At 55.5% G+C, this 22060-nt stretch carries 22 protein-coding genes and 1 pseudogene; 4 read left to right on the top strand and 19 right to left on the bottom strand.

Annotated elements, in window-relative coordinates:
• The 15 genes from IIA05_10050 to IIA05_10120 form a co-directional block, all read right to left on the bottom strand.
• Positions 1-855: hypothetical protein (locus IIA05_10050; protein ID MCH9027446.1), on the bottom strand; the 855-nt coding region annotated here is incomplete at its 3' end.
• An 82-nt stretch (positions 856-937) separates the two neighbouring features.
• Positions 938-1696 carry a hypothetical protein gene (locus IIA05_10055; GenBank protein MCH9027447.1) on the bottom strand — a complete coding sequence of 253 codons (759 nt, stop codon included), beginning with the start codon at positions 1694-1696 and terminating at the stop codon, positions 938-940.
• The gene (locus tag IIA05_10060; GenBank protein ID MCH9027448.1) at positions 1693-2238 is read right to left on the bottom strand and encodes a sigma-70 family RNA polymerase sigma factor; all 546 of its coding nucleotides are present in this window, start codon (positions 2236-2238) and stop codon (positions 1693-1695) included. Before IIA05_10060 ends, IIA05_10055 begins: the two co-directional genes overlap by 4 nt.
• 95 nt (positions 2239-2333) lie before the next feature.
• Positions 2334-2630: an STAS domain-containing protein gene (locus IIA05_10065; protein ID MCH9027449.1), complete on the bottom strand. Its 297-nt coding sequence runs from the start codon at positions 2628-2630 to the stop codon at positions 2334-2336.
• Positions 2631-2633: 3 nt separating this feature from the next.
• On the bottom strand, positions 2634-3035 hold the full coding sequence (locus IIA05_10070; protein ID MCH9027450.1) for an ATP-binding protein: 402 nt from the start codon (positions 3033-3035) through the stop codon (positions 2634-2636).
• A gap of 192 nt (positions 3036-3227) precedes the next feature.
• A complete protein-coding gene (locus IIA05_10075) occupies positions 3228-4502 on the bottom strand; it encodes a SpoIIE family protein phosphatase (GenBank protein MCH9027451.1) in 1275 nt (424 codons plus the stop codon).
• Positions 4503-4565: 63 nt separating this feature from the next.
• Positions 4566-5066, bottom strand: a complete 501-nt coding sequence (locus IIA05_10080) for a DUF4426 domain-containing protein (protein MCH9027452.1) — start codon at positions 5064-5066, stop codon at positions 4566-4568.
• Between the two features lie 53 nt (positions 5067-5119).
• Positions 5120-6391, bottom strand: a complete 1272-nt coding sequence (locus tag IIA05_10085; protein ID MCH9027453.1) for a hypothetical protein — start codon at positions 6389-6391, stop codon at positions 5120-5122.
• Entirely contained in the window at positions 6388-6918 is a 531-nt protein-coding gene (locus IIA05_10090; protein ID MCH9027454.1) for a cytochrome c, read from the bottom strand. The genes IIA05_10085 and IIA05_10090 overlap by 4 nt, the downstream gene beginning before the upstream one ends.
• Positions 6915-7427 carry a DUF3341 domain-containing protein gene (locus IIA05_10095; GenBank protein MCH9027455.1) on the bottom strand — a complete coding sequence of 171 codons (513 nt, stop codon included), beginning with the start codon at positions 7425-7427 and terminating at the stop codon, positions 6915-6917. The genes IIA05_10090 and IIA05_10095 overlap by 4 nt, the downstream gene beginning before the upstream one ends.
• 1 nt (position 7428) lies before the next feature.
• Positions 7429-8754: a polysulfide reductase NrfD gene (gene nrfD / locus IIA05_10100; protein ID MCH9027456.1), complete on the bottom strand. Its 1326-nt coding sequence runs from the start codon at positions 8752-8754 to the stop codon at positions 7429-7431.
• Positions 8747-9502: a 4Fe-4S dicluster domain-containing protein gene (locus tag IIA05_10105; GenBank protein MCH9027457.1), complete on the bottom strand. Its 756-nt coding sequence runs from the start codon at positions 9500-9502 to the stop codon at positions 8747-8749. Before IIA05_10105 ends, nrfD begins: the two co-directional genes overlap by 8 nt.
• A gap of 15 nt (positions 9503-9517) precedes the next feature.
• Positions 9518-11767 carry a molybdopterin-dependent oxidoreductase gene (locus IIA05_10110; protein MCH9027458.1) on the bottom strand — a complete coding sequence of 750 codons (2250 nt, stop codon included), beginning with the start codon at positions 11765-11767 and terminating at the stop codon, positions 9518-9520.
• A gap of 32 nt (positions 11768-11799) precedes the next feature.
• On the bottom strand, positions 11800-12339 hold the full coding sequence (locus IIA05_10115) for a cytochrome c3 family protein (GenBank protein ID MCH9027459.1): 540 nt from the start codon (positions 12337-12339) through the stop codon (positions 11800-11802).
• Between the two features lie 65 nt (positions 12340-12404).
• Positions 12405-12686, bottom strand: a complete 282-nt coding sequence (locus tag IIA05_10120) for a hypothetical protein (GenBank protein ID MCH9027460.1) — start codon at positions 12684-12686, stop codon at positions 12405-12407.
• 287 nt (positions 12687-12973) lie between these two features.
• On the opposite strand from IIA05_10120, the gene IIA05_10125 reads away from it, so the two are divergent.
• A complete protein-coding gene (locus tag IIA05_10125) occupies positions 12974-13606 on the top strand; it encodes a cytochrome c (GenBank protein ID MCH9027461.1) in 633 nt (210 codons plus the stop codon).
• Between the two features lie 805 nt (positions 13607-14411).
• On the opposite strand, the pseudogene IIA05_10130 reads toward IIA05_10125, so the two are convergent.
• Positions 14412-14504: pseudogene (locus tag IIA05_10130) on the bottom strand (SEC-C domain-containing protein).
• Positions 14505-14880: 376 nt separating this feature from the next.
• Between IIA05_10130 and IIA05_10135 the strand changes: the two are divergent.
• Entirely contained in the window at positions 14881-16035 is a 1155-nt protein-coding gene (locus IIA05_10135; protein ID MCH9027462.1) for a Fic family protein, read from the top strand.
• Between the two features lie 106 nt (positions 16036-16141).
• Positions 16142-16582 (top strand): hypothetical protein, encoded by a 441-nt coding sequence (locus tag IIA05_10140; GenBank protein ID MCH9027463.1) that lies wholly within the window; start codon positions 16142-16144, stop codon positions 16580-16582.
• A gap of 42 nt (positions 16583-16624) precedes the next feature.
• On the opposite strand, the gene IIA05_10145 is transcribed toward IIA05_10140, so the two are convergent.
• Positions 16625-16909: a hypothetical protein gene (locus tag IIA05_10145; GenBank protein MCH9027464.1), complete on the bottom strand. Its 285-nt coding sequence runs from the start codon at positions 16907-16909 to the stop codon at positions 16625-16627.
• A 286-nt stretch (positions 16910-17195) separates the two neighbouring features.
• Here IIA05_10145 and ggt point away from each other — a divergent pair, with 286 nt between their 5' ends.
• The gene (gene ggt, locus IIA05_10150) at positions 17196-18881 is read left to right on the top strand and encodes a gamma-glutamyltransferase (GenBank protein MCH9027465.1); all 1686 of its coding nucleotides are present in this window, start codon (positions 17196-17198) and stop codon (positions 18879-18881) included.
• Between the two features lie 5 nt (positions 18882-18886).
• Here the strand turns inward: ggt and IIA05_10155 are convergent, their stop codons facing one another.
• Positions 18887-20560 (bottom strand): FG-GAP repeat protein, encoded by a 1674-nt coding sequence (locus tag IIA05_10155; protein ID MCH9027466.1) that lies wholly within the window; start codon positions 20558-20560, stop codon positions 18887-18889.
• Between the two features lie 190 nt (positions 20561-20750).
• Complete coding sequence (locus tag IIA05_10160; GenBank protein MCH9027467.1) at positions 20751-21995, bottom strand: hypothetical protein; 1245 nt, start codon at positions 21993-21995, stop codon at positions 20751-20753.
• Between the last annotated feature and the right edge of the window lie 65 nt (positions 21996-22060).

A 22060-nucleotide genomic window follows, 5' to 3' on the forward strand; every position in this document is an offset into this window, starting at 1 on the left:
CGCGTCGCGGAAACCTTCGCTGCTCAGTGCGTCGCGGAGGCCTTCACTGCTCAGCGCGTCGCGGAAGCTTTCGCTGCTCAGCGCGTTGCGGAAACCTTCGCTGCTCAGCGCGTTGCGGAAGCCTTCGCTGCTCAGCGCGTTGCGGAAACCTTCGCTGTTCAGCGCGTCGCGGAGACCTTCGCTGTTCAGTGCGTTGCGGAAGCCTTCGCTGCTCAGCGCGTTGCGGAGGCCTTCACTACTCAGCGCGTCGCGGAAGCCTTCGCTGTTCAGTGCGTCGCGGAAGCCGTCGCTGTTCAGTGCGTCGCGGAGACCTTCGCTGTTCATTGCGTCGCGGAAGCCTTCACTGCTCAGTGCGTTGCGGAGGCCTTCATTGCTCAGTGCGTTGCGGAAGCCTTCGCTGTTTAGCGCGTCGCGGAAACCTTCACTGTTCAGCGCGTCGCGGAGACCTTCACTGTTCAGTGCGTCGCGGAAGCCTTCACTGTTCATTGCGTTGCGGAAACTTTCACTGTTCAGCGCGTTGCGGAAGCCTTCACTGTTTAGCGCGTCGCGGAGGCCTTCACTGTTCAGTGCGTCGCGGAAACTTTCGCTGCTTAGGGCGTTCTGGAATGCCTGGTCGTTCGCCAGCAGTGTGTACGTGTCTGTCTGCATGAATTGCTGAATTGCCTGATCGCCGAGATTAATATCATCAGCAGTTAGCTGATCCGCTCGATAGCGTTCTGCCGGCGCTATGGTACCGCTGGCCTGCTCGTCACCGAATGGAAACATGTCGCCGACATACGCGATCACCCCGATGACCACGAGCAGGCTAACAATCAGAACCATGGTCCTGTTATTGCTTGATGTGTTAGTTGTCATGCCTTTGCTCCTCTCGTTCCCCGGTTCGGGGTTTTTACGATTCTAGTTCAAATACAGGCTATCGCCTGAAAAGTTGGCAACCCTACCGGTCCGTCAAAGCGAACTGGTGTGTCTGCCCTCCTGCCAATTGAAACTCAAGTGTTATGCTGGCCGCAAAACCCCTGTCTTTTTCGTCAGTATAGGCCAGAAAAACCACGAACGACTGATCGCCGTTCGCTACGATAGCAATGGAATCCGCGGATACCTGCAAATCTGGCGGGGCGACCGACTGATGCGCAAAACCCTCAAATTGCAAGCCCTGACCCACGAAATCCAGCACCAGGTTTAGCGGTGCCTTGGAATCGAATGCGAATTCGAGCATCAACAGATTATTGTTGCGGTGCAACTCAACCGAGCCTTGCACAGTATCGAGGCCAAGCTCGAGCCGATCCCGAGACAGCCCATCTGGCAGCGCCTGGTTGTTGACCATGGATCCCACCAAACTCCGCGTATCGATGGATCCGATATCCGCAGGCGCCAGCCGGAACAAGCCGATGGTGACCACGACGCCGGCGGCAAAAGCCATGGCCATGCGCGCCGCTGCGGGCATGGCCCAAGCCGATGGCGCCGGCCGCTGGCGGCCGGCAAGCTCTATCTGCGCAAGAATACTCCGGCGCAGAGTTTCAGGAGGTTGACGCGCGGGAATCTTACGCAGCAGACCCGCAAGATCGCGGAAGTCTTTTCTCGATGCTCGGGCTTCGGCGGATGCATCCAGCAAAGTATCGAGCTCGGCTTGTTGATCGACACTTAGCTCGTTGTCAAGCTCGGCCTGGATCAGCTCAATGTATTTCTTGTCGTTCATTTGCCAACCAGACCCTTTGCCGAGAGCTTATCCTTCATTATCTGCCGCGCCGTATATAGCCTGGATTTCACTGTCTTGTCGGGGATCTGCAGAATCTCGCCAATCTCGTGGTAACTGCACTCGGTAAAATGCCGTAACACGATGACCGCACGATATTCCTCCTGCAATTCCATCAAGACCTCCTGAACGCAATTACAGAGGCGCTCGGCTTCGACCATCTCCTCTGGGTCACGCAGGTTTGACGCCTGTCTGTCATCGAAAGGCTCCAGGTGACCACGCCGTTTGAGAAGATTGATTGATTCATTGACTGCGATCCGGTAAATCCAACTGAAAAATTTAAACTTCGGGTTGTACCGATCAAGGTTTTCAAAAACCTTGAGGAACGCGATCTGGGTAATATCGGCTGCGTCATCAGGATTTCCCAGCATCCGGTAAGCAACGTTGTATATCGGCTTCTCGTAGCGCCTGACCAGTGTTTCCAGGGCATTCCGATCGCCCCTTCTGCAGTCGCTTATCAGCTCCGTATCACGATCCTTACTCATAACTACTGCCGGGCAGCCAAAAAGTTGATGCAAGGGGGAAACCAGCCGTTGATCCTTGATCCTGGCCGTGATTCATTAAACTCCATCAGCAACCATTATCCATCGGCGGTTTCGATCTCGAACAGGCGGTCAAAACCCGAATACTTGAAAATATCGTTGATATGACTGCTGACCTTGATCATTTTCAAGCCCGAACCCGTTGCCGTCAGCCTTTTATGAGTCTTTAGCAAAACTCCCAGACCCGCACTCGATATGTATTCCAGCTTTTCCATGTCGAGCACGCAGGCTCCAGGCACTTCGTCCAGAAAAGCCTGGGCGCGGTCCGCCTCGGCCGCGTCGAGCCGTCCCACGACAACAATCACCCCATCTGCGCCAAAGTCGATCTCAAACATCGCCTAAGCCACTCCCTGCCTGAAGGTGATTTTACTGGTCCGGTCGCGATACTCGTAGTGAATGGAATCGACCATTTTGAGGACCAGGTAAAGCCCCAGTCCACCGGGATTCCTTTCCTTTAGCGGAACTTCCGTATCTAAAGTTGTCGCTTCGGTCGGATCGAAACGATCGACGCCATAATCGGTCAGGCTGACTTCGATACCGCCATTGGCCCGCTGCATCTCGATCAGAATATCGGCCTCGGTTTCGGTGTTGTAAGTGACCATGTTGACAAACAACTCTTCGGTGGCGAGGTCAACTGTGTTGCGCAGCGAACTGTCGAGGCTTTCCTGCGCGAAAAAATCCGCGGTCATGGATACGATGTTGCGGATTTCTTCAAAACTTCTTCTGAACTTTTTTTCCATCGATCGACTCCCATTACTAAACCCAAACACCAGCATGCCGCCGACTGGAAGGCAGCCGTTTACCGGTGACTGGTTCTCCCCCGCGCCTACATCTTGTTCTTGTGTCCGGCGATTTTTCGTCCGGGGCTAGTGTAGACCAGCCAAAGCCCCTCGCAAAGGCTTGCCGGCCTCGATTTCAGGCCATGCGAGCGTTCACATGCCCGAAATCGGCAGCCGGCGAAGCAAAACCACGGTGATATCGTCCGCCTGCGGCACTTCCTTGCCGAATGCAAAGGTGGCATCGAGCAATTGCTGGCTGAGATCGGCCATGGCGATATTATGGTAAGCCCGCATGACCTCGGCAACACGGCCCTCGCCAAATTGCTGGCCTTGCTGGTTTTCGTACTCGAAAACGCCATCCGAGATCAGGCCTAGAATGTCACCGGGCTGCATGACGAGCAATTTCGCCTCATCGGGGGCATCCATCTCCATGGCGCCGACCGGGAAACTGGTGGGCTTGTGCCATTCACAATCGCCGTTCTCGGCGTGGAAATGCAGAATCGGCCCCTGGCCGCCGGAATGGAATCTCACGTGATGGGTGTCGGGGTTCAGAAACCCCATGAACGCCGTGATGAAGCGGTCATCCGGCAGATCCTCGGCAAGCTGGTTGTTGACATGCATGAACGCAGAATCGAGGTCTGCCCCAACACGAAAGGCGACCCGCATCATTGCCTGCATCTGCGTTGCCGACAATGCCGGTCCGAATCCATGGCCGGTAGCATCCCCCAGCAGCATGAATAACTGGCCATCGAGCAGAACCAAGTCGAACATATCGCCACCGGTTTGCGAGGTCGGCAGGAACGTTCCATGCAGGTCGTAACCAGGCACCGACGGCATCCGGGTCGGCAAGGTGCTCATCTGGATCTCACGCGCGATATTGACCTCTTCGTCCAGATGTCTTTTTTCAAATAATTCCTCAGTCAACTGGGTTCTTTGCAGCGCAACTGCGCATTGTGCTGCCAGCGAGCGCGCAATCAATTCATCGTCTTTATCAAACTCCCCCGAATTCTTGTTTAGCAATTGGAGAACCCCTACCAGCGCTTCGTCCCTACCCACCAGCGGGACACAGAGCATGGTCCTGGTCCGGTACCCGGTCGCCTTGTCAACCGCCCCCTGGAATCGAGGGTCGGCGTAGCAATCCTGAACATTGATAATCTGTCGCGACAGCAGGCATTCGCCGACCAGGCCATCGCCCGCGGCAACCCGGTCGGGCGAATCGAGTTCGGGAACCTTGATAACCAGATCATGCGAATCCGCTTGGTAAAGCCAAAGCGCCCCCATGTCTGCCCCCAGGATCGATCGACTGACGCTGACCACTTCAGCCAGCATCGCCGTCAGATCGAATGATGCGGCAAGTTGCTCGGTGACTTCCAGAATCCTGGCCATTGCCTCGGGTGGCAGCGCGGGATGATTCCGGGGTTTAGTCATAAAGCCGATATGCGGTATTTCGAGCTTGCGGAAAGAGTCTTCAAAAAAATCGTGGATTCCGGATCAACTCGAGTAAAACTGGCCCTTGTATCTCAGATGGTAAGTCCGGCTTTCGCCGTCCGGGGTGACATCGACGTTGAAGAATAAAGTCTCCCCGTCCACCACGACGACCTCACCGATATAATAAATGGCATTGTGTTCGGTGACCTCCCTTATGGTCATGTTTTTCAACTGCCCGACGAGGTTGACTGCGGTTCCGGTTACTGTGCCTTTGACCGACGAACCGAACGCACCACCAATTTTTCTGGTAATCACAACATTGAGCATTGCCCTGTTGTCGCTACGGGTAATCCCCAGGTTACGGGCTACGTCGGCAGGAACCTGGCTGGTGACGATCGCATTGATATGCACGACGTAGTCACCAAAATCGATCAGGTTGATGTGGTCGGCAAGCGTTACCCGGCTTACATTTTCATTGATTGCCGATTCCTGGCCTCCTTCGCAGGCCAGCAAAAGCAAAGTCAGCGCAACCGGTATTAGCGCGAAATTTCCGGCTTTTATCATGGTTACATCGTCTCCGTTAGCCCTGGCTGGCCACTACAAACGGCGCGAAATCGTCACTCGACACTATCATGTTCCGGTTTGGCTGCGTCACGCAACTCCCACATCGAAATCATCGGGAAAACGTTGAACAGGAACAGCAGGATCATCAAAAATCCCGCAAAAATCCCGGCAAACGCGAAGTAGTCGGGAATACTGGCAAATGGCGTGTATTCATCGTAAAGCGATGAAATTACCATCAAGTAGCGGTTGATCCAGATGCCCAGGGTCATGATCAGCGTAACGATGACCATCGCCCACCAGCTTCTTTTAACCCAGGCAAAAATCATGCTGCCGATCGGGATCGCGACTATACAGCTCATCATGACCCAGAAATAGGGCCCGTAAAAACCGTGCATTTGTTTCCACAGCGGCCCGTATTCCTGCGGCAAATTGCCGAACCAACTGACAAAAAACTGCGCCCAGAAGAAATACAGCCACAGCAGTGAGAAGCCCGTCAGCATGATCCCCAGGCTTTTCACATGCAGCGTCGAAAAATAATCATCGACCGCGATCACACGCCGCAGCAAAACGCTGAGCAGAAGCAGTACGGCAGTCCCCCCGAACATATTGCCGACCATGAAATACATGGGATAAACCGAGCTGTGGTAGTGCGGCGTCAGCATCATGCCGAAATCCCAGGCAATGAATGTGTTGGCGAGAGCGCAGCTCAGCAAGATCAGCGGTGAATAAAAGTAAACGAAGCGCTTGAGTTTTGCTTGGTCCCTGGCTGCCTTCATTTTCAGCAGGCGGCGGTACATGGCACGCCGCCAACGCGGACCGCTCGTCGCGCTCTCCTGTGTTATATCGGGGAGCAGGCCATAAATGAAAGACACGGCAACCAAAACATAAAAAACGATCAGCGCGACCAGGTTCCTGGTCAGCAAAAAGGTTTCATTCAGCCATGCGTTACGGTGCTCGCCGGGCGCCAGGTCCAGCCAGTAGAAGAGATCGTGCCGCCCGAAATAATAAATGATCAGCAAACTGCCAATAGCGATCGGCATATAGGCGAGCGTCAGGACTTCTCCCAACCGGTAATATGGGCGCGCCCACTTGGCGCCGATCACGCGCATCATCGCGGTAAACGCCGCGCCAAACTGGCTGACGCCGAGCAGGAAAACAAAATTTGCAGTCAGAAACGCCCAGGGTACTTCGCCTGAACCGGTCTGCAGCGCATAAGCCAGCATTGCCATGCAAACAATAAATACGACGGCAAAAAACAGCAGCCATTTACCATACCCGCCATTCTTCGCCCGCACACCGAGCGCTATTTCCGGAACACCGTTCATTTCTGACCCAATACATGTTTGATATAATTAACCACATGCCAGCGCTCATCCTCGGGGATGGCGTCGCGATAGAATGGCATCGCAATACTGCCGTGGGTGATCGTGAAAAATATCTGGCCATCGGGCTGGAATTGCACATAGTCCATGGTCAGGTCCATCGGCGCGACCACGAACTTCAGCCCGACCAGCCCATCCCCCCTGCCCAGGCCGCCGTGACAGGTCTGGCAATGGACCTCATACAACGATCTGCCCAGGTCCAGCGACTCGGGCGTTGCCCGGACCGGGTTTTCAAGCTCGCCGGCAGCCAGCCTGGCCAGCACCAGCTCGTTAATGCCGGCCGGGGTCGGAATGGTTTCCTTGTTCTTTGTCGGTACGGAACTGGCATTGGTATGGACCAGGGATTCCTGTGGCTTGATCGAGGGCTGGTTACGCATGTCTTCATCCCAGGGCAGGGCTGAAGATCGGGGAATGACCCCCATAACGAGGGCCAGACCCACCAGCGAAAGTATCGCTGCAGGCCGCTTCATCGATCCCCCTCCACCCGGTTCACTGCCTCGGCGCCGGAGTCAAGAATGATATTTTCCGCCAGCTCGCTCTTTTCGCCCTCGGCGCATTCGACGACCAGCGTAAACCGGTCCACATTGGATGATGGAAGATAAATCCTGTCCCGCCAGGCGGGCAAACCGGAGACGACATGAAAACCGAGCAAGGTAAACAGCACCCCGAACAGGATCGTCATCTCGTAGCTGATGATCAGGTATGGCGGAATAGTAATGATCGGGCGCCCCGAAGTCGGCAGGATGAATGTCAATGCCGTCAAGACGCTCAACGCAAAGCCCGCGACCGCGCCGAACAAAGTCCCCGCCAGCGTATAGCGCCGGACCGCTGATTTGCCGAAACCAAGAATACGATCGGCCTCATGCAGCGGTATCGGCGACATCGCCGTCAATTCGTCGAAACCCGATTCCTTGAGCCTGCGCAGTGCGCTGATGAATTCGTCCTCGAACTCAAAAATACCCATTACATTAGTGTTCATTTCAACTCGACCTCCGCAATGGTTTCAGCGTTTCCTTTACCTCGTACAGGGACACGGCCGGTACCCACTTGACGAATATCAGGAACAAAGTCGTGAAAACCGCGAAGGAGCCGATGGTGATCGAAATTTCGACGGCCGACGGGAAATAGAAGCCGAATGCGTTGGGCAGGAATTTTCTCGGCTGCGAAGTCGCGACGATGATGAACCTTTCACTGAGCATGCCGATGTTGATCAGGATCGAGATGATCAGCATGGACTTCCACGAGGTCCGGATTCTCTTGAACAAAATCAACAACGGAACGACAGCGCAAAACAGGACCATTTCCCAGAACATCGGCGCGTAAAAACCGGTCAGCCGCCATTTGAGCGCCTCCAGCTCGTAAGAACTGCCGCTAAACCAGGTCGTAAACACCTCCATGATGTTGATATAAGTCCAGATCAGCGACAGGAGGACCAGGAGTTTCCCCAGGTTGACCAGGTGGATTTCACCAATGTAACGCTCGAAGTTCATGTATTTGCGCAACAGAAACATGACCGTGACGATACCCGCTGTTCCCGAGAATATCGCCCCGGTCACAAAATAGGGCGCGAAGACGGTGTGGTGCAGGCCAGGCACGAGTGACAAGGCGAAGTCCCAGGACACGATACTGTGCACCGATACAGCCAACGGGATAACCAGCACCGCAAAAAAAGTATAGGCCCAGCCCAGCGTGTGCCACTCCTTGGCCGTCCCCCTCCAGCCGAAGGAAAATATCGTGTAGAGCTTGCGCCGCAGCCCGGTACTTGCATCGCGTACCGCGGCAAAATCCGGCACCGATCCCATGTAAATAAAAATCGAGCTGGCCGTCAGGTAGGTGGTAATCGCCATGACATCAAACATCAGCGGCGACCGGAAATTTGGCCATAAATCCATTTGGTTCGGCACCGGGATGGTCCAGTGTACAAACCAGACCCGGCCCAAATGCACCATGACAAAAAGCGCCGCGGTAATCAGCGAGAAAAGGGTCATCGCTTCGGCGCTGCGATAAATCGCCTTGCGCCAGGAACTGTTGGTGATATGCAGCACCGCCGACAGCAAGGTGCCCGAGTGACTCAGCCCGATCCAGAATATAAAGTTGGACAGGTAGGTACCCCAGACCGCGCTGCGATTCATCCCGGCGGCGCCGACGCCCACCTCCAGCTGATAAAACCAGGGAATGAAAAAACAGATGCCGGCGACCGCGATCGAAGTACCAAGCGTTGCCCAGTACTTCGGACCGGTCTCCATCATCGCCCGCAGGACATCCTTGTTGACCTCGGCATAAGTCGGTTCGATATATTCAGCCATCTGCCTGGACCCGCTTCAGGTAAACAATTGACGGCGTCGTATTCAACTCCTCCAGGACATGGTAGCCACGCGGGTTTCTGGCCATCTTCGAGACCTGGCTGTCCGGGTCGTTGAGGTCGCCAAAAACCATGGCCTCGGTCGGGCAGCTTTGCACGCAGGCTGGCTTTATTTCACCGTCACGAACCCGGCGACGGCCGTCATCCTTCGCTGCGTCTTTGGCCTGGCGTATACGCTGAATGCAAAAGGTGCATTTTTCCATCACGCCTTTTTCGCGGACAGTGACATCCGGGTTCAACTGCTGCTCCAGCGGCTCATCCCACTCATAGGTGAACCAGTTGAAGAAACGGACTTCGTATGGGCAATAAACGGCGCAGGTCCGGGTACCGATACAGCGGTTGTAGACTTGCGTATTGAGCCCGTCCTGGTTGTGATAAGTCGCAAAAACCGGACAGGCAATTTCACAGGGGGCCTGATCGCATTGCTGGCAAAGCATCGGGATGAATTGCAGCTTGATGTCCGGGTACTCGCCCTCCCAGTAACGCTCGATCCTGATCCATTTCATTTCCCGACGCATCGCAAACTGTTGCTCACCGACGATGGGCAGATTGTTCTCCGCCTGACAGGCGACCACGCAGGCTTCACAGCCAGTACAACGATCCAGGTCAATGGACATCGTCCAGTGGTAATCGAACTTGTCGTAATAGCCTGGCTTTCTGTACTTCCTGAATTTTTCCAAAGCTGTGCTCATCTACGTCTCCTGTAATCAGGCATGGCCATGTTCGTGCCCCAGAATATTTCGCCCCAGGTCCCGCGTCGTACCGTCGGTCTTGATAACGTGGACCCGCCTGCCGGTTTTTGAAATTTTCACGCGGGTTGCCGACCAGGCCAGCGCGCCACTGTCGGTATCGGTCTCAGGCGCCAGAATCTCAATCGGGTTCGAGCCTCGGCCGCTCGCGTAACGGCCGTAGTTGCCGTGGCCTTGCCCGATCGGCATAGCCACCACGTCCGGCCGGATCGCCTCATAGATAAAAGCCGGCGCTTCGAGCCGGCCGGCCGCGGACTCGACCAGCAAAACGTCGCCTTCGCGAATGGCAAGCTCGGCGGCTGTTTTTGGGTTCAATTCAACCCAGGAGTTGTAGACGATACTGGTCAGCGGATCGGGAAGTTCCTGCATCCACGGCAAATTGGCGCCGCGCCCGTCCCGGAAAGCCAAACTCAGATAGGGCTGCATCACAAACCGATATTCACTCTCCTTGCCGGCAAAAGATGGCTGCGCCATGCCAACTGCCGACAACATCGCCCGGCCCATGGCCTGGCGCGGACGACCCAGTTGCCGCGGCCGCTCACCCCAAACCCCTGATTCCAGGATACTCAACCAGAATTTTCTGAACCCCTGGTCGCTGCTATCGTTGCTTTTGCGCTGATAGATCGCCCGCCACATTTCCATGAGGTAATTTTCCATCGACGTCCACGGCATGTTGGCGGGAAGCTCGCCGCCGATCTGGTGCGCCAGCGCGAGAATGATGTCGCCGGCCGACCGCGTATCGTAGAGTCTCTTGACGACCGGCTGGGCTATAGAGGCAACCGCGAAGCCGACACCCGGGTCGGGGATGTTGTCACCCCAGGCTTCCAGGTAGGTGTCCAGCGGCAGGATAATATCGGCCAGCGCCATCGTTTCGTTCATGAAGCTCGACATGCCGATGACATACGGAACCGCCATCACCGCCTCTTTAACGTTCGCGGAGGAAGGCAGGGTAAAGACCGGGTTCGTATCGTGAAGAATCAGCACCTCGGCGTCATCGCCGCTCAGCGATGAAAACAATTCCAGCATGTCTTGATAGCCGGCGCGCGGTCGTGGAGGGTCACTGGAAAATGTGCTGGCCGGGTTAAACAATATCCCGCCAGCTTCGCCGATATTGCCGCCGATATAATTGAGCACATTGACCGCGACCAGGTTAGCCGTGCCATTTGTCGATGCGCCGGCGGCCCCGCCTCCTATAGCCAGGCTGGGACTGGCGGCAGAAAATTCTGTCGCAATCCGTACGATGCGATCAGCCGATATTCCACTTCGTTCGGCAACGCTGGCCGGCGAATAAGCGCCGAGCGCCCGCTTCCAGTCAGCGGCATCGGCAGCCGCATACAATCCTTGTTCGACGATGGAATGCGCCATCGCCAGGGCGAGCATGCCCTCGCTGCCAGACCGGGCTGCTACCCACTCGTCGGCATTTGCTCCCGACAGCGACATCCGCGGCTCAACCTGCACACAGCGGCCGCGCTGTTGGGTCCCCTGCCGCAAGTGCCCGTATGCAACGCTGTGGTGAACCGGCGACAACCAGGCGCCCAGATAATCCGCGCCAAAAGAAAGCAGGTACTTGCTGTTAGCAATATCGTAATAAGGCAGGACATCTACGTCGAAACAGGCCTTGTTCGCCGCATACAGGCTGGCCGGGTGTGAAAACTCATGCTGCAGATAGTTTTCCGAGCCCAGCTGATCCATGAACAGGGCAAACAGCTCATGCAAATGACCGTTGACGCCACCGCTAAGCAGGTAGGCATTGTTGGCTTTTTTCTGAATTTTCAGCGTACCCAGGACACCGGAGATGGTGGTCAGCGCCTGGTCCCAGCTGATCGGGCTAAAACTGCCGCTGCCACGCTCGCCATCCCTGAGCAACGGGGTTTTTATCCGGTCCGGGTTATACAACACGTTCAAACCGGCTTGCCCCAACGCACACAGCCTGCCCTGATTGACCGGGTGAGACGGGTTGCCTTCGATTTTTTTGGCTCGCCCTTCCCGGATTCTGACCGAGATCCCGCAACCGGCCGAACATAGCGTGCAGACAGTATTGTACCAGGTCGCGATTCCAGGTGAATAATCTTCGGGCAGATTGACCTGCGGGATCAGGAACTCGGTTGACATCTTAGAAGCATCGGCAATGAGAAAACCAGCACCCGCACCGAGTGTTCCGGCGCCGATAAACTTCAGAAAATCCCGACGATTAATCTTGTTACTCATCTCGCCCTCGAGTCTCGCAGCTTCTGCTGCTCTTACTTATGGCATGTCCAGCAATCGCGTCCGTTTTCGACCTCTTTGTGTGTATGGCAATCGACGCACCACGGCATGCGCAGTGGTTGCTGTCGGGTTATTCGATCCATGGTATCGACCGGGCCATGACATGTTGCGCATTCCAGGCCGGCCCTGATGTGCCGTTTGTGGGTGAAATGCACGAAATCGGGAACGTCATAGACTTTGATCCAGGGTATGGGTTTGCGGTCGGCGTAATATTGCGCCACCTTGATGATCTCGGGTTTGTCGGTGGCGACCGACCTGTGGCAACCCATGCATTTTTCCACCGATGGCACGCCGGCCACCGGCGTACGGGCGGCATAGACGTGGCAATATTGACAGGGGATTTCGTTTTCGCCAGCGTGGATTCTATGGCTGAATTCGATGGGCTGAACGGGTGTGGCATCGCCAAAATAAGTGCTGTTTACCCAGATTCCCCCCACAAAACCCGCCAGCCCGCTTAAGATAACCAGGGCCGGTTTTTTAAAATGAGCAAGAGCTTCCAGAACAGAAATTGACATTTTTATATTTCTCTTCGCGTTGCGAATTGTGCCTATTGCTTTTACAAACTACTTGCTTTTACAAACTACAAATCTGCCTTTTCGGATTTCATTAAATACAGTTTAGGACCGTTGATCTGCTGGCCGGCGATCATGATTTCCACCTGGTATTCGCCCGCCGCCTCAAATACCAGTTTTTCCATCGGCAACACCAGCTGGGTCACTGCCGGTGCCCGGGTTTCCGGTCTGCTGTCCACATCGGTATGGCCTTCAATGGTAAAAATAGCCAGCCCGTCCGGGTCTTTCAGGTGTATCAGGAATTCTTTTTTCCCCTCGTCAGCACGTTGCCACTCTATGATTCCGGCCAAAAACAACCGTTCCTGTCTGGCGGGAAACGCCGGGGCATACAACTCGCTCAACACGCCTTGAAGACTTAGCTTTCCGTCAGGCTCGACACTGGCCTGGTTACAAAAAAATAAGGTGACTTCCACGATCCCTGTTGCAAGATGCTCCCGTTACAGGGCCGAGTGTAGCACGCGACTCCAAAACCGCACTGCAAAACCATCGCCGGGAAAGCAGCTCGCAAAATGCTTGAAGAAAAACAGAGAGTTAGGTAGTTTGTTTCCCAATTATGCATACCGCAAGCGGGGACGCCATGAAAAAACTACCGGGAATTGCCTTGATTTTCATCATTGTGCTTAGCAACACGATGGTTGCAAAAGCCGCCGATGGCGACGCCGAAAAAGGGAAGGTCTTGTTTAATGTCTGCATGGCTTGCCATGGTAAGGATGGCGAGGGCAACGCAGTGCTGAATGCTCCCGCGACCGGCGGTCAGGACGAATGGTATGTCGTCCGCCAACTGAATAATTTCCGGGCAGGGGTGCGCGGCGCGCACGCAGAGGATATTTTTGGCGCGCAAATGCGCCCGATGGCGCTAACCCTGCCGGATGAACAGGCGGTAATGGATGTTGCCGCGTATATCGCGACTCTGCCGCTTCCAAAACTGGCAGCCACTATTGAGGGCAATACCGATGCCGGTAAAAAGGCGTTTGCGGTTTGCGTGGCCTGTCATGGGGCCAACGGGGAAGGCAATGTCTCATTGAATGCGCCACGCCTGTCTGGACAGTATGACTGGTACATCAAACGTCAGATCGACAATTTCAAGGCCGGCATACGGGGCACTGACCCGAAAGATATCTATGGCGCGCAAATGCGGCCGATGGCGATGATCCTGGCCACCGATGAGCAGGTTCGGGATGTCACCGCCTATATCGCCACCCTGGAATAGGTACGCCCGAGGGAATTACCAGCCGATTTCCGCGGCCTTATTCGTTCAGCCTGACCGCGCGGTCTGGTGGCCGGTCGTTGACGCGTTGGCTTCCTTTCGCAGCAGCCCAGCCGACCAGTACATACCGCGTTCCTGACAACGTCGGTTTCGCCGCGTGCAGGTATCGATGATCCGACGGGAAACAAGCCAGCATGCCGGCCTCCGGGCGTATACGAAAACCGAAATGCGGGAAATCGAGTTCGCCGCCGGTAAAATCATTGTTCAGGTAAAGCAACAGGCTGTAATCCCTGTCCATCCCACGTGACCATTTTCGTTTCGATGCAGTCCAGTTGTCCGCATCGGAATGCGGCTCGTAGTGCCCGCCCTTGTGATAACGAAGTATCTCCGGGCATTCGAACCATTCGAGCTCGGTCGAGTAGAATGGCTGCACCTCATGAAGAAAAATATCGCTTACCAGGGAATTGACATGATCGTTGATCCCCGCGATATCCACATACTCGGTAATCCTCGCGGTCGACTCACGGGTCGCAGCCTGTCCTGATTCCCGCACAACCTCACTTTGGATCGTGGATTTCTCCCCACCCTGTCGATTCGCATAATCAACGATGAACTGACACTGCGCCGGATCCAGGTATTTCTTGATAATCAATATCCCCGGCGGCACCAAACCCCGGGTTGCCACGATCCCGGGTGGCTGGTCGGCACAATAAAGCGCTTGTTTTTGCGGCGTATCGAGACCATCACGGATGTACCCCAGCTCGTTGTAGTCGGGAGTCGCTCTCGCGGTGGCTGCTTTGACGCTTGCCGCAGCCTGATTTCCTGCGCAGCAGTGCTTGTAACGCCTCCCGCTGCCACAGGGGCAAGGATCGTTTCTGCGAGGCATGGGTTGACTGGACATGGGGATCGCTGGGTGGCGGCAACAAGTAGTCATCATAACAAAGCAGAAACCGGGCTCGAGCGTCATCGACAAATGCCTGGTTCGCAGGTCTGTATCGCGTCAGCGGCCACATTGTTTAACATAATCCTGGCTGGTGATTTTCCGAAATCTCTAAGTGATTGTTTTATCTTGCCTTTTAGTTGAACATGTGCAGCGTATCGACATTTCCGTGACATATGTCGAAAAAACCGATGAAAATCGACAGGTTTGCTTGATTTGTCCATTTCATCGACATATACTCAAAACATGTCGAAAAACTTGTGAAAAATCGACATATCTACCGCATGTGTCTTTTCGATCGACACATCGCGACCAGCGCTACAAGGAGTGTTTTGCGATGGCCAAATTCGACCCTCAAACGCCATACAACGACCTGCCGATGCTGCCGCCAGCGGATGGCGAAATCGAAACATCCGCGATATTGAAAAAATGTATTTCGGCGCGCGTGGCGCTTGCGGAACTGAAACAGGCCGCCGAGTTAATCCCCAATGCAGCGGTCCTGGTCAATGCACTGCCGCTGATGGAAGCCCGCGCGAGTTCGGAAATCGAAAATATCGTAACCACGACGGACAAGCTTTTTGAATTTGCCGACGTCGCGGAAGACAAGGCGGACCCGGCGACAAAAGAAGCATTGCGTTATCGGCGAGCATTATTTGAAGGCAGCCGTGCCGTGCAACTGGGTTCACTCACGGTAAAGACGGCGATCGGTCTTTGCCGTACCGTCAAGAATGACAAGAAACTGGACATCCGCGATAACAAGGGAACAAATCTCAAAAGCAGCGCCAGCCGAAAAATCATCTACACGCCACCCGAGGGGAAAAAGCTGATAGCGGAAAAACTCGCTAACTGGGAAAAATTTCTGCACGATAAATCGAATATGGATCCACTGGTAAAAATGGCGATCCAGCATTACCAGTTTGAAGCCATTCATCCATTCAATGACGGTAACGGCCGAACCGGCCGGATTCTGAATATCCTGTTCCTGGTCGAACAGGGGTTGCTCGATTCACCGATTCTTTATCTGAGCCGCTACATCATTCGCAAAAGAAAAGATTATTATCGCCTGTTGCTCGAAGTAACAACCAAAAAGGCCTGGGAGCCGTGGCTGGAATTTGTCATCGAAGGCGTCGAAGAAACCTGCTTGTGGACCACCGAGAAAATCAAATCAATCCGCGAATTGATGCAACACACGAGTTTATTTATTCAAAAAAAGTTGCCGAGAATTTATTCCTGGGAGCTGAGCGAGTTGTTGTTCAAACAACCTTACTGCAGGATCGGAAACCTGGTCGATGCAGGGATCGCCAAACGCCAGACGGCATCTGTTTATCTCAAACAGCTTTGCGATATCGGTGTACTCAAGGAAAGTAAATCCGGCCGTGAGACCTTGTTCGTACACCCGAAATATATCGATTTACTGACGGTCGAGGAAAACGTCTACATTTATTACGCCGGCATAGAAACCGAAACAGCAAGCGTCCATACCGCCGCCTAGCGCGATTCTCAATCGGCTAACCCGGATGGCCGCATTATGGGCGCCGTAATAATCGGCAGGCTGATGCGGTCTTTCTTAGCAAGACCGTAAAACAAGACTTTTAGCGATGCCCGATAACGCAAAACTACCCATTAAGACACAGTTACAACGAAACGCCGTTGCGCTGATCAGTTTTCTTGTCGCCCTGACCAGTCTCGGCTACAACACCTGGCGGAACGAACAAACCGAGGCTAACCGAAACATTCGTGCCGCCGGCTTTGAAATGATTATCGCCATGGCCGATTTGCATGAAGTGGTTTTTCTTGGGCATTTTTCGCCCGGCACCGTCGCCGGAAGTGAAAAAAAAGGGTGGGCAGTGGTTCTTGGCCTGCAAGACCTGAGCATGGTAATGCCGGCCTCGGTGCAGGAGGCCGCCACCGAGCTTGGCAAGGCCTGGGCAGAGGAGTCCGGAATCCTGGGGGAACCCGAAGCGAGTATCAGCCAGATCAATTTGACAATTGACAGTCTTCGCTATGAAATCCTGATGACGCTGCAAGCGCTGGACTGAACTGAGCTAACTGTGTCGTTAACGCGAACAGAAGGCGCCTGCTTACTTTTTCCACGACGAATCATAAGGATTGAATCCGGCATCGCTCACACTGACATCGAGTTCTTCAGACGAGTCGATCCTTGCATCGCTCGTGTCCTGGTCTTGCAGCTCCTGCAAGGCCTCTTGCACTTTAGCCCCGCCGAAGATTCCGGTCTTCATGATCGACAACTTTAACGTTTTGATGGTGCCATCCCAAATGTTGGGATTATTCTTATTTTTCACGATATCGTCAGGTCCCTTTTGATCCGGGCCATCGGGCGATTTGACTTTAGGGTCTGAAGTCATGATTCCCTCCTGATACCAAGTATCACGAGATTACATAATGATTGAACAACAATATTAATTCCTTGCCATTGGGAGTCTGTGACTTACATCACGGTTTTTGCAGGCGCACAGCTTCGCGAGCATCGGGCAGTCCCCGGGTGATGGTCTTTGGGAAGCCCTGATGGCTCACCAGCATTCAGTCAGCCCGTTAACCCTGAAGGTCGGCCGGCGCAGGTAGCTATTGGCGAGAACTTTCTCCAGTATAAGCCGCTCGGGATTCGTATTTCCGAGAAACAAGGTGCTTTCGATGCTGGTTCGCCGTTCCGTTTTGTACGCGGTTTTCTGCGGTTTTCTGCTGACCGCCTGCGCGCCGGCGGATCAGACTTCTTCCATAACGCCCGCCAGCCAGGCGGCTTTTGCCATGCCTGACAGATATGGGGCCGACGTTGCCGAACTCGTGCTGGGCGCCGGCGGCAACGCAGTCGATGCGGCGATCGCCACGGCCTTTTCGCTCGCCGTGACCTATCCCGAGGCCGGCAACATCGGCGGCGGCGGCTTCATGCTGATCTATATGGATGGCCGATCTTATTTTCTGGATTACCGGGAAGTCGCGCCAGCCGCCGCCAGCCGCGATATGTATCTGGATGAAAATGGCGATGTCGTTCCGGGCTTGAGCCGGGTCGGTCACAGGGCCCCCGGCGTACCGGGTACCGTGGCTGGCATGTGGGCCGCGCACCAGCGATTTGGCAGCATGGCGTGGGCTGAATTACTCGCGCCGGCGATCGACCTGGCGGAAAACGGTTTTGTGGCAGACAAAATGTTGGCGGCACGGACAAAGAGAAAGCGAAAAACCTACGCGGGAAAAACCAATTTCGATCGGTATTTCGGCAAACTGGAGGCCGGGGCCGTGTTTTCGCAACCCGAGCTGGCGGAGACTCTCAGGCGAATCGCGGCGAACGGTCGTGCCGGTTTTTACCAGGGAGAGACCGCTGTCTATTTCGTCGATGAAATGAAACGCGGTGGTGGACTGATCGGCAGGGATGACTTGATCGAGTATCGGCCGGTCTGGCGGGAACCACTCAAGGCGTCGTGGCGTGACTACCAGTTGCTGTCGGCGCCGCCACCGAGTTCGGGTGGTTTCGCGATCATCCAGTTGCTCAAGATGAAAGACCACCTGGCCGGAGAATTCGATGGGCTAGACCACAACTCCGCACAATATGTGCACTTGATCGCCGAAATGGAAAAAAGGGTTTTCGCGGACCGGGCGGAATATTTTGGCGACCCCGATTTCGTCGATGTACCGATTGACAAGCTGATCGCCGATGACTATATCGAAGCGCGCGCCGCGGAAGTTGACAGGGATGCAATTTCTTCGATCGACAGTGTACCGCCCGGGCTGGAGTCACCCCATACAACCCATTTTTCCATCGCGGATAAAGACGGCAACGCGGTTTCCAACAGCTACACGTTAAACAGCTACTTCGGCAGCGGCGTGGTCGTCGAAGGCGCCGGATTCGTGCTCAACAACGAAATGGACGATTTCAGCGCCAAACCCGGTGCTCCAAACATCTACGGTGTCGTCGGAAAAACAGCGAATAAAATCCAACCCGGTAAACGGATGTTGTCATCGATGTCGCCGACGATCCTTTTGCAAGACGGCGAAATCAGCATGGTGTTGGGAACACCGGGCGGGTCGACGATATTTACCACTGTGTTTCAGGCGATCGTCAATATTCTCGACTTTGGCATGACACCCGAAGAAGCCGCTGGCGCCAGCCGGTTTCACCACCAGTTGCTGCCACCCGACCTGGTGACTTATAGCCGGAGCCGGCCGTTGTCCGATGCCACGATCGAGGGTCTGATCGAGAAAGGTTACCGGCCCAGGCCGCATAGATGGGACTATGGCGACCTCCAGATCGTCTGGCGGGATGGCGATCGCTACCGGGTGGCATCGGATCCGCGCAAACGTGGAGAAGCGCGGGTCTTGCACTGATCGGCTCAGCGGCGGGGCACGATTTCACCACTGATAATCAGCAGGTTGCCAACGTCCAGCGCCGTCGGCGACACGCCGTTGCCGCGCATTTCATTAATGATCAGGTCGATCTTGCCGTCCCGATCCATATCCGCAGCGGCGGCACTGTACATCAGCGTGTCACCGGCGTCGTCGACCGAGCGCTCGCCATTCGCTCCATATATGTCAGTGATCGCGAACACCGCTGGATCGGGTTGCCGGTCATTCTGCAAATCGATGACCTCCGGCCACCGCCCCGCTTGCCCCCACAAAATATGAACGACCCCCGCCTGCACCCTTCCCAGCGGGTTTTCCAGGGGCCCCGCTATGGCCAGATCGGCAATACCATCGCCATCGATGTCCCCATGCAAGGAGGTATCGCTGGAAATGGCGCCGGCTGGCCCGAGGATCGTCGTGGTCCGCACACCGGCCGGACCCGTGGTCATCGAGAAATTCTGATTTCTCAGCAGGGATGCCGAAAAAAACACATGGCCCACTCCAGCCCTGACCCGGTCTGTGCGGGAAACACCGCTAATATCGCCAACGAACAGGTCCGCGGTCCCGTCGGCGTCATAATCGAGGCCGCCCAGTAACTCCTCGCCGAAGCGCTCGTTGCTAAACAGATTCGGCACGCTGCCGCCGTCTATACGCGTGGTGCTGCCAGGCGCACTGTCCACCGAAAAACTGAAACCGCTGGCCCAACTCGTGCCGAGCGGAAAGTTATCGTCCCAGACAATGAACAAGCTGCCGCCGGGATTGCCGCCATGGCGGATTGCCGAGTTGTTCGGCGCCCCATCGGCCAGCAAACTGCCGCCAATCCGTGACAATGCGGCAGCAATCAAGACTTCGCTGCGCCCGTTGTTATCCAGATCGGCCAAAGCAACGGTTGCGCCAAAGTGATAATCGGCCGATCCCGGCGGTGGCGTAATTTTCGCGATGTGCCCGGCCAGCGCGGTCGCGCCAAAGCCGGCCAGATCGATGGTCAGATTGGCATTGAGGTGGACACCGCCCCGGATCAGGTAGGCGGCGCCCCGGTTGGATTCGCTTGCATTGTCTTCCTGATCCGCGCCTACCAGGATATCGGCAATCCCATCGCCGGTAACGTCACCGGTGCGCACCCACATGCCCAGGCGATCGAGTTCGGCCGCGCCAACCAGGGTAAACAACGTGACACTGGGCGGTGGGGCGGCGAGGTCCACGATCACGCCGTTGTTGGCGAGATCTCGCAAGATACTGTTGCCGACCAAAATGGTCAGCGCGCCCGCGCCAATTCTTCCTGACGCAGGTTCGGTGAAATTTTGCCGGGCGATCAACAGATCACAGAGACCATCGCCGGTTACATCGTCCATCCAGATCTCGCTGCCGGCCACTTCGTTGGGCGCCGAACCGGCGATGGTCAGAATACGGGTATTCGGAACCGCGGTATCGATGCTTTGATTTATCTGCCCATCGCCAAATATCAGTCGAACCTGCCCGGCATTCGCCCTGGAAAACGGGGAAGCGAGCATCTCCGAGCGTGCGTAATCCACGAAGCCGTCATTATCGCAATCGAAACCGCCGGCAACCGGCACGCCAAACGCACCGGTAGCTTCCGCACCGGAGACGCGGATCAAGCCGTTAGCGGTCGACAGCCCGTTGAGATCGAGAATGACCTGGGCCAAAGGCGGCGGCGGCTGAGGTATCGGTAGCGGTTGAAACTCACTGCCACATTGTACGAACAGAAATGATCCACATAGCGCCACACTGCTTTTGTGGATCCATGACCCTGGTCTGTACATAGCAGCCCCGCAACTTTTCCCCTGTCATTTGAGACAGCATGTTGCCGTTAAAGTGCATGAAACCGCGGGACACCTAGTCCGCGGAAACCACATCCCGCACTGCCCTGATCAGCGCCAGGTCGCCGGCTTGCAGTTGCTCTCCCATGCGACGAGTGATTATTTCTGCCAGGCGTTTCGCTTCGGCGAGCATGGCCGGGTCTGCCGTGGCGATTTTTAACGCCAGGAGCATGCCCTCCCGCGCCAGGAAATCTTCGCCGTTTTCCCGAGTGAACGGCTGCAGGACCGCATACGCCAGCTTTTTCCGACCAGCCTGTTTCGCATAAATCGCCAGGGCCAGGGCTTCGCCTGAACTTTTCACGCTGAAACCCGGGGCTATACGCAGGCAACGCTCACACCAACGCCACGCCGCGGCGGTATCGTTGGCCGCCAACAACCGGGACACCGCATCCCGCGCAAGCCTGACGCCGACCCGGGTATTTTCCCAGGCCAGTAACCGTTCGAGGAACCAGGCCTCGGCACTATCCGGGTCGGCCTGTTCCTTTATATGCTGGCAGACAGTTTTATATGCCCGATCATATTTTCCGGCCGAAGAATACAGATGCACTTCATCCAGGCATGCTTTGTGCGCTGTTGCCGCGGCTCGATCCGCCTTGGCCGCGGCGATCTCTGGTGCATTTATCACCTGCAAGCCCAACTCCGCCCTGTTCAGATAAAGACCGTGACCGAGGAAACGGAACACGATGAGCAGCCAGTAAAGCAAGACGAAAATGACCACCGGCGTCGGCAGATGCAATGCCAGCAACCCGGGGAACAAGACCGGCAGCAAACCAAAGGCTATGGCAACACCGGCATAATCCAGCCGCAGCGATAAGATCAGCCTGAAAAGGTTAAGCGGATTCAGTGAGCGAAACGGATTGTCTGAGATGACGACAACGCTGATCATCGCCGGCAACAGAAAAATTGCCGACAAGATTACCGCATTTTCCGCTCCCTGGCTGACTCTCGCCGCCGACCAGTATGCCGCGCCAAAAACCAGGATCAGAAAAAGAATGAACAGTGGCCGAGCCTGGGCCGGGTTGATCAACTCCTCGGACAACACGGGGACATCCGGCCGGCCAAGCGCTGCGAAGCTCAAGATTATGAAAAGATACTTGGCAAACCAGGGGACCAGGAGGAGCAGCAGCGGTAGTCCCAGAATGCCGGCGGAAAAGCTCAGCCACAGACCCAGGGAAAAGCTGATGGCTGCGATAACCGTCGTCATGTCGGTCGCAAAACCGATCAAATCGGCCAACCTGCCCTGATCGGGTTCATTAGTCATAACACATACGCTGCACGCCGGCGCCTTGGCCAAAATTTCGTTGCTGTGGTAGTTTGTCAATGCAA

The sequence above is a fragment of the Pseudomonadota bacterium genome (genome assembly GCA_022572885.1).
GTDB lineage: Bacteria > Pseudomonadota > Gammaproteobacteria > Steroidobacterales > MnTg04 > MnTg04.

Excerpts from the sequence above, each read along its gene's own strand:
- IIA05_10055 (MCH9027447.1), bottom strand. The coding sequence starts at position 1,696 with ATGAACGACAAGAAATACATTGAGCTGATCCAGGCCGAGCTTGACAAC.
- IIA05_10060 (MCH9027448.1), bottom strand. The coding sequence starts at position 2,238 with ATGAGTAAGGATCGTGATACGGAGCTGATAAGCGACTGCAGAAGGGGC.
- IIA05_10065 (MCH9027449.1), bottom strand. The coding sequence starts at position 2,630 with ATGTTTGAGATCGACTTTGGCGCAGATGGGGTGATTGTTGTCGTGGGA.
- IIA05_10070 (MCH9027450.1), bottom strand. The coding sequence starts at position 3,035 with ATGGAAAAAAAGTTCAGAAGAAGTTTTGAAGAAATCCGCAACATCGTA.
- IIA05_10075 (MCH9027451.1), bottom strand. The coding sequence starts at position 4,502 with ATGACTAAACCCCGGAATCATCCCGCGCTGCCACCCGAGGCAATGGCC.
- IIA05_10080 (MCH9027452.1), bottom strand. The coding sequence starts at position 5,066 with ATGATAAAAGCCGGAAATTTCGCGCTAATACCGGTTGCGCTGACTTTG.
- IIA05_10085 (MCH9027453.1), bottom strand. The coding sequence starts at position 6,391 with ATGAACGGTGTTCCGGAAATAGCGCTCGGTGTGCGGGCGAAGAATGGC.
- IIA05_10090 (MCH9027454.1), bottom strand. The coding sequence starts at position 6,918 with ATGAAGCGGCCTGCAGCGATACTTTCGCTGGTGGGTCTGGCCCTCGTT.
- IIA05_10095 (MCH9027455.1), bottom strand. The coding sequence starts at position 7,427 with ATGAACACTAATGTAATGGGTATTTTTGAGTTCGAGGACGAATTCATC.
- nrfD (MCH9027456.1), bottom strand. The coding sequence starts at position 8,754 with ATGGCTGAATATATCGAACCGACTTATGCCGAGGTCAACAAGGATGTC.
- IIA05_10105 (MCH9027457.1), bottom strand. The coding sequence starts at position 9,502 with ATGAGCACAGCTTTGGAAAAATTCAGGAAGTACAGAAAGCCAGGCTAT.
- IIA05_10110 (MCH9027458.1), bottom strand. The coding sequence starts at position 11,767 with ATGAGTAACAAGATTAATCGTCGGGATTTTCTGAAGTTTATCGGCGCC.
- IIA05_10115 (MCH9027459.1), bottom strand. The coding sequence starts at position 12,339 with ATGTCAATTTCTGTTCTGGAAGCTCTTGCTCATTTTAAAAAACCGGCC.
- IIA05_10125 (MCH9027461.1), top strand. The coding sequence starts at position 12,974 with ATGAAAAAACTACCGGGAATTGCCTTGATTTTCATCATTGTGCTTAGC.
- IIA05_10135 (MCH9027462.1), top strand. The coding sequence starts at position 14,881 with ATGGCCAAATTCGACCCTCAAACGCCATACAACGACCTGCCGATGCTG.
- IIA05_10140 (MCH9027463.1), top strand. The coding sequence starts at position 16,142 with ATGCCCGATAACGCAAAACTACCCATTAAGACACAGTTACAACGAAAC.
- IIA05_10145 (MCH9027464.1), bottom strand. The coding sequence starts at position 16,909 with ATGACTTCAGACCCTAAAGTCAAATCGCCCGATGGCCCGGATCAAAAG.
- ggt (MCH9027465.1), top strand. The coding sequence starts at position 17,196 with ATGCTGGTTCGCCGTTCCGTTTTGTACGCGGTTTTCTGCGGTTTTCTG.
- IIA05_10160 (MCH9027467.1), bottom strand. The coding sequence starts at position 21,995 with ATGACTAATGAACCCGATCAGGGCAGGTTGGCCGATTTGATCGGTTTT.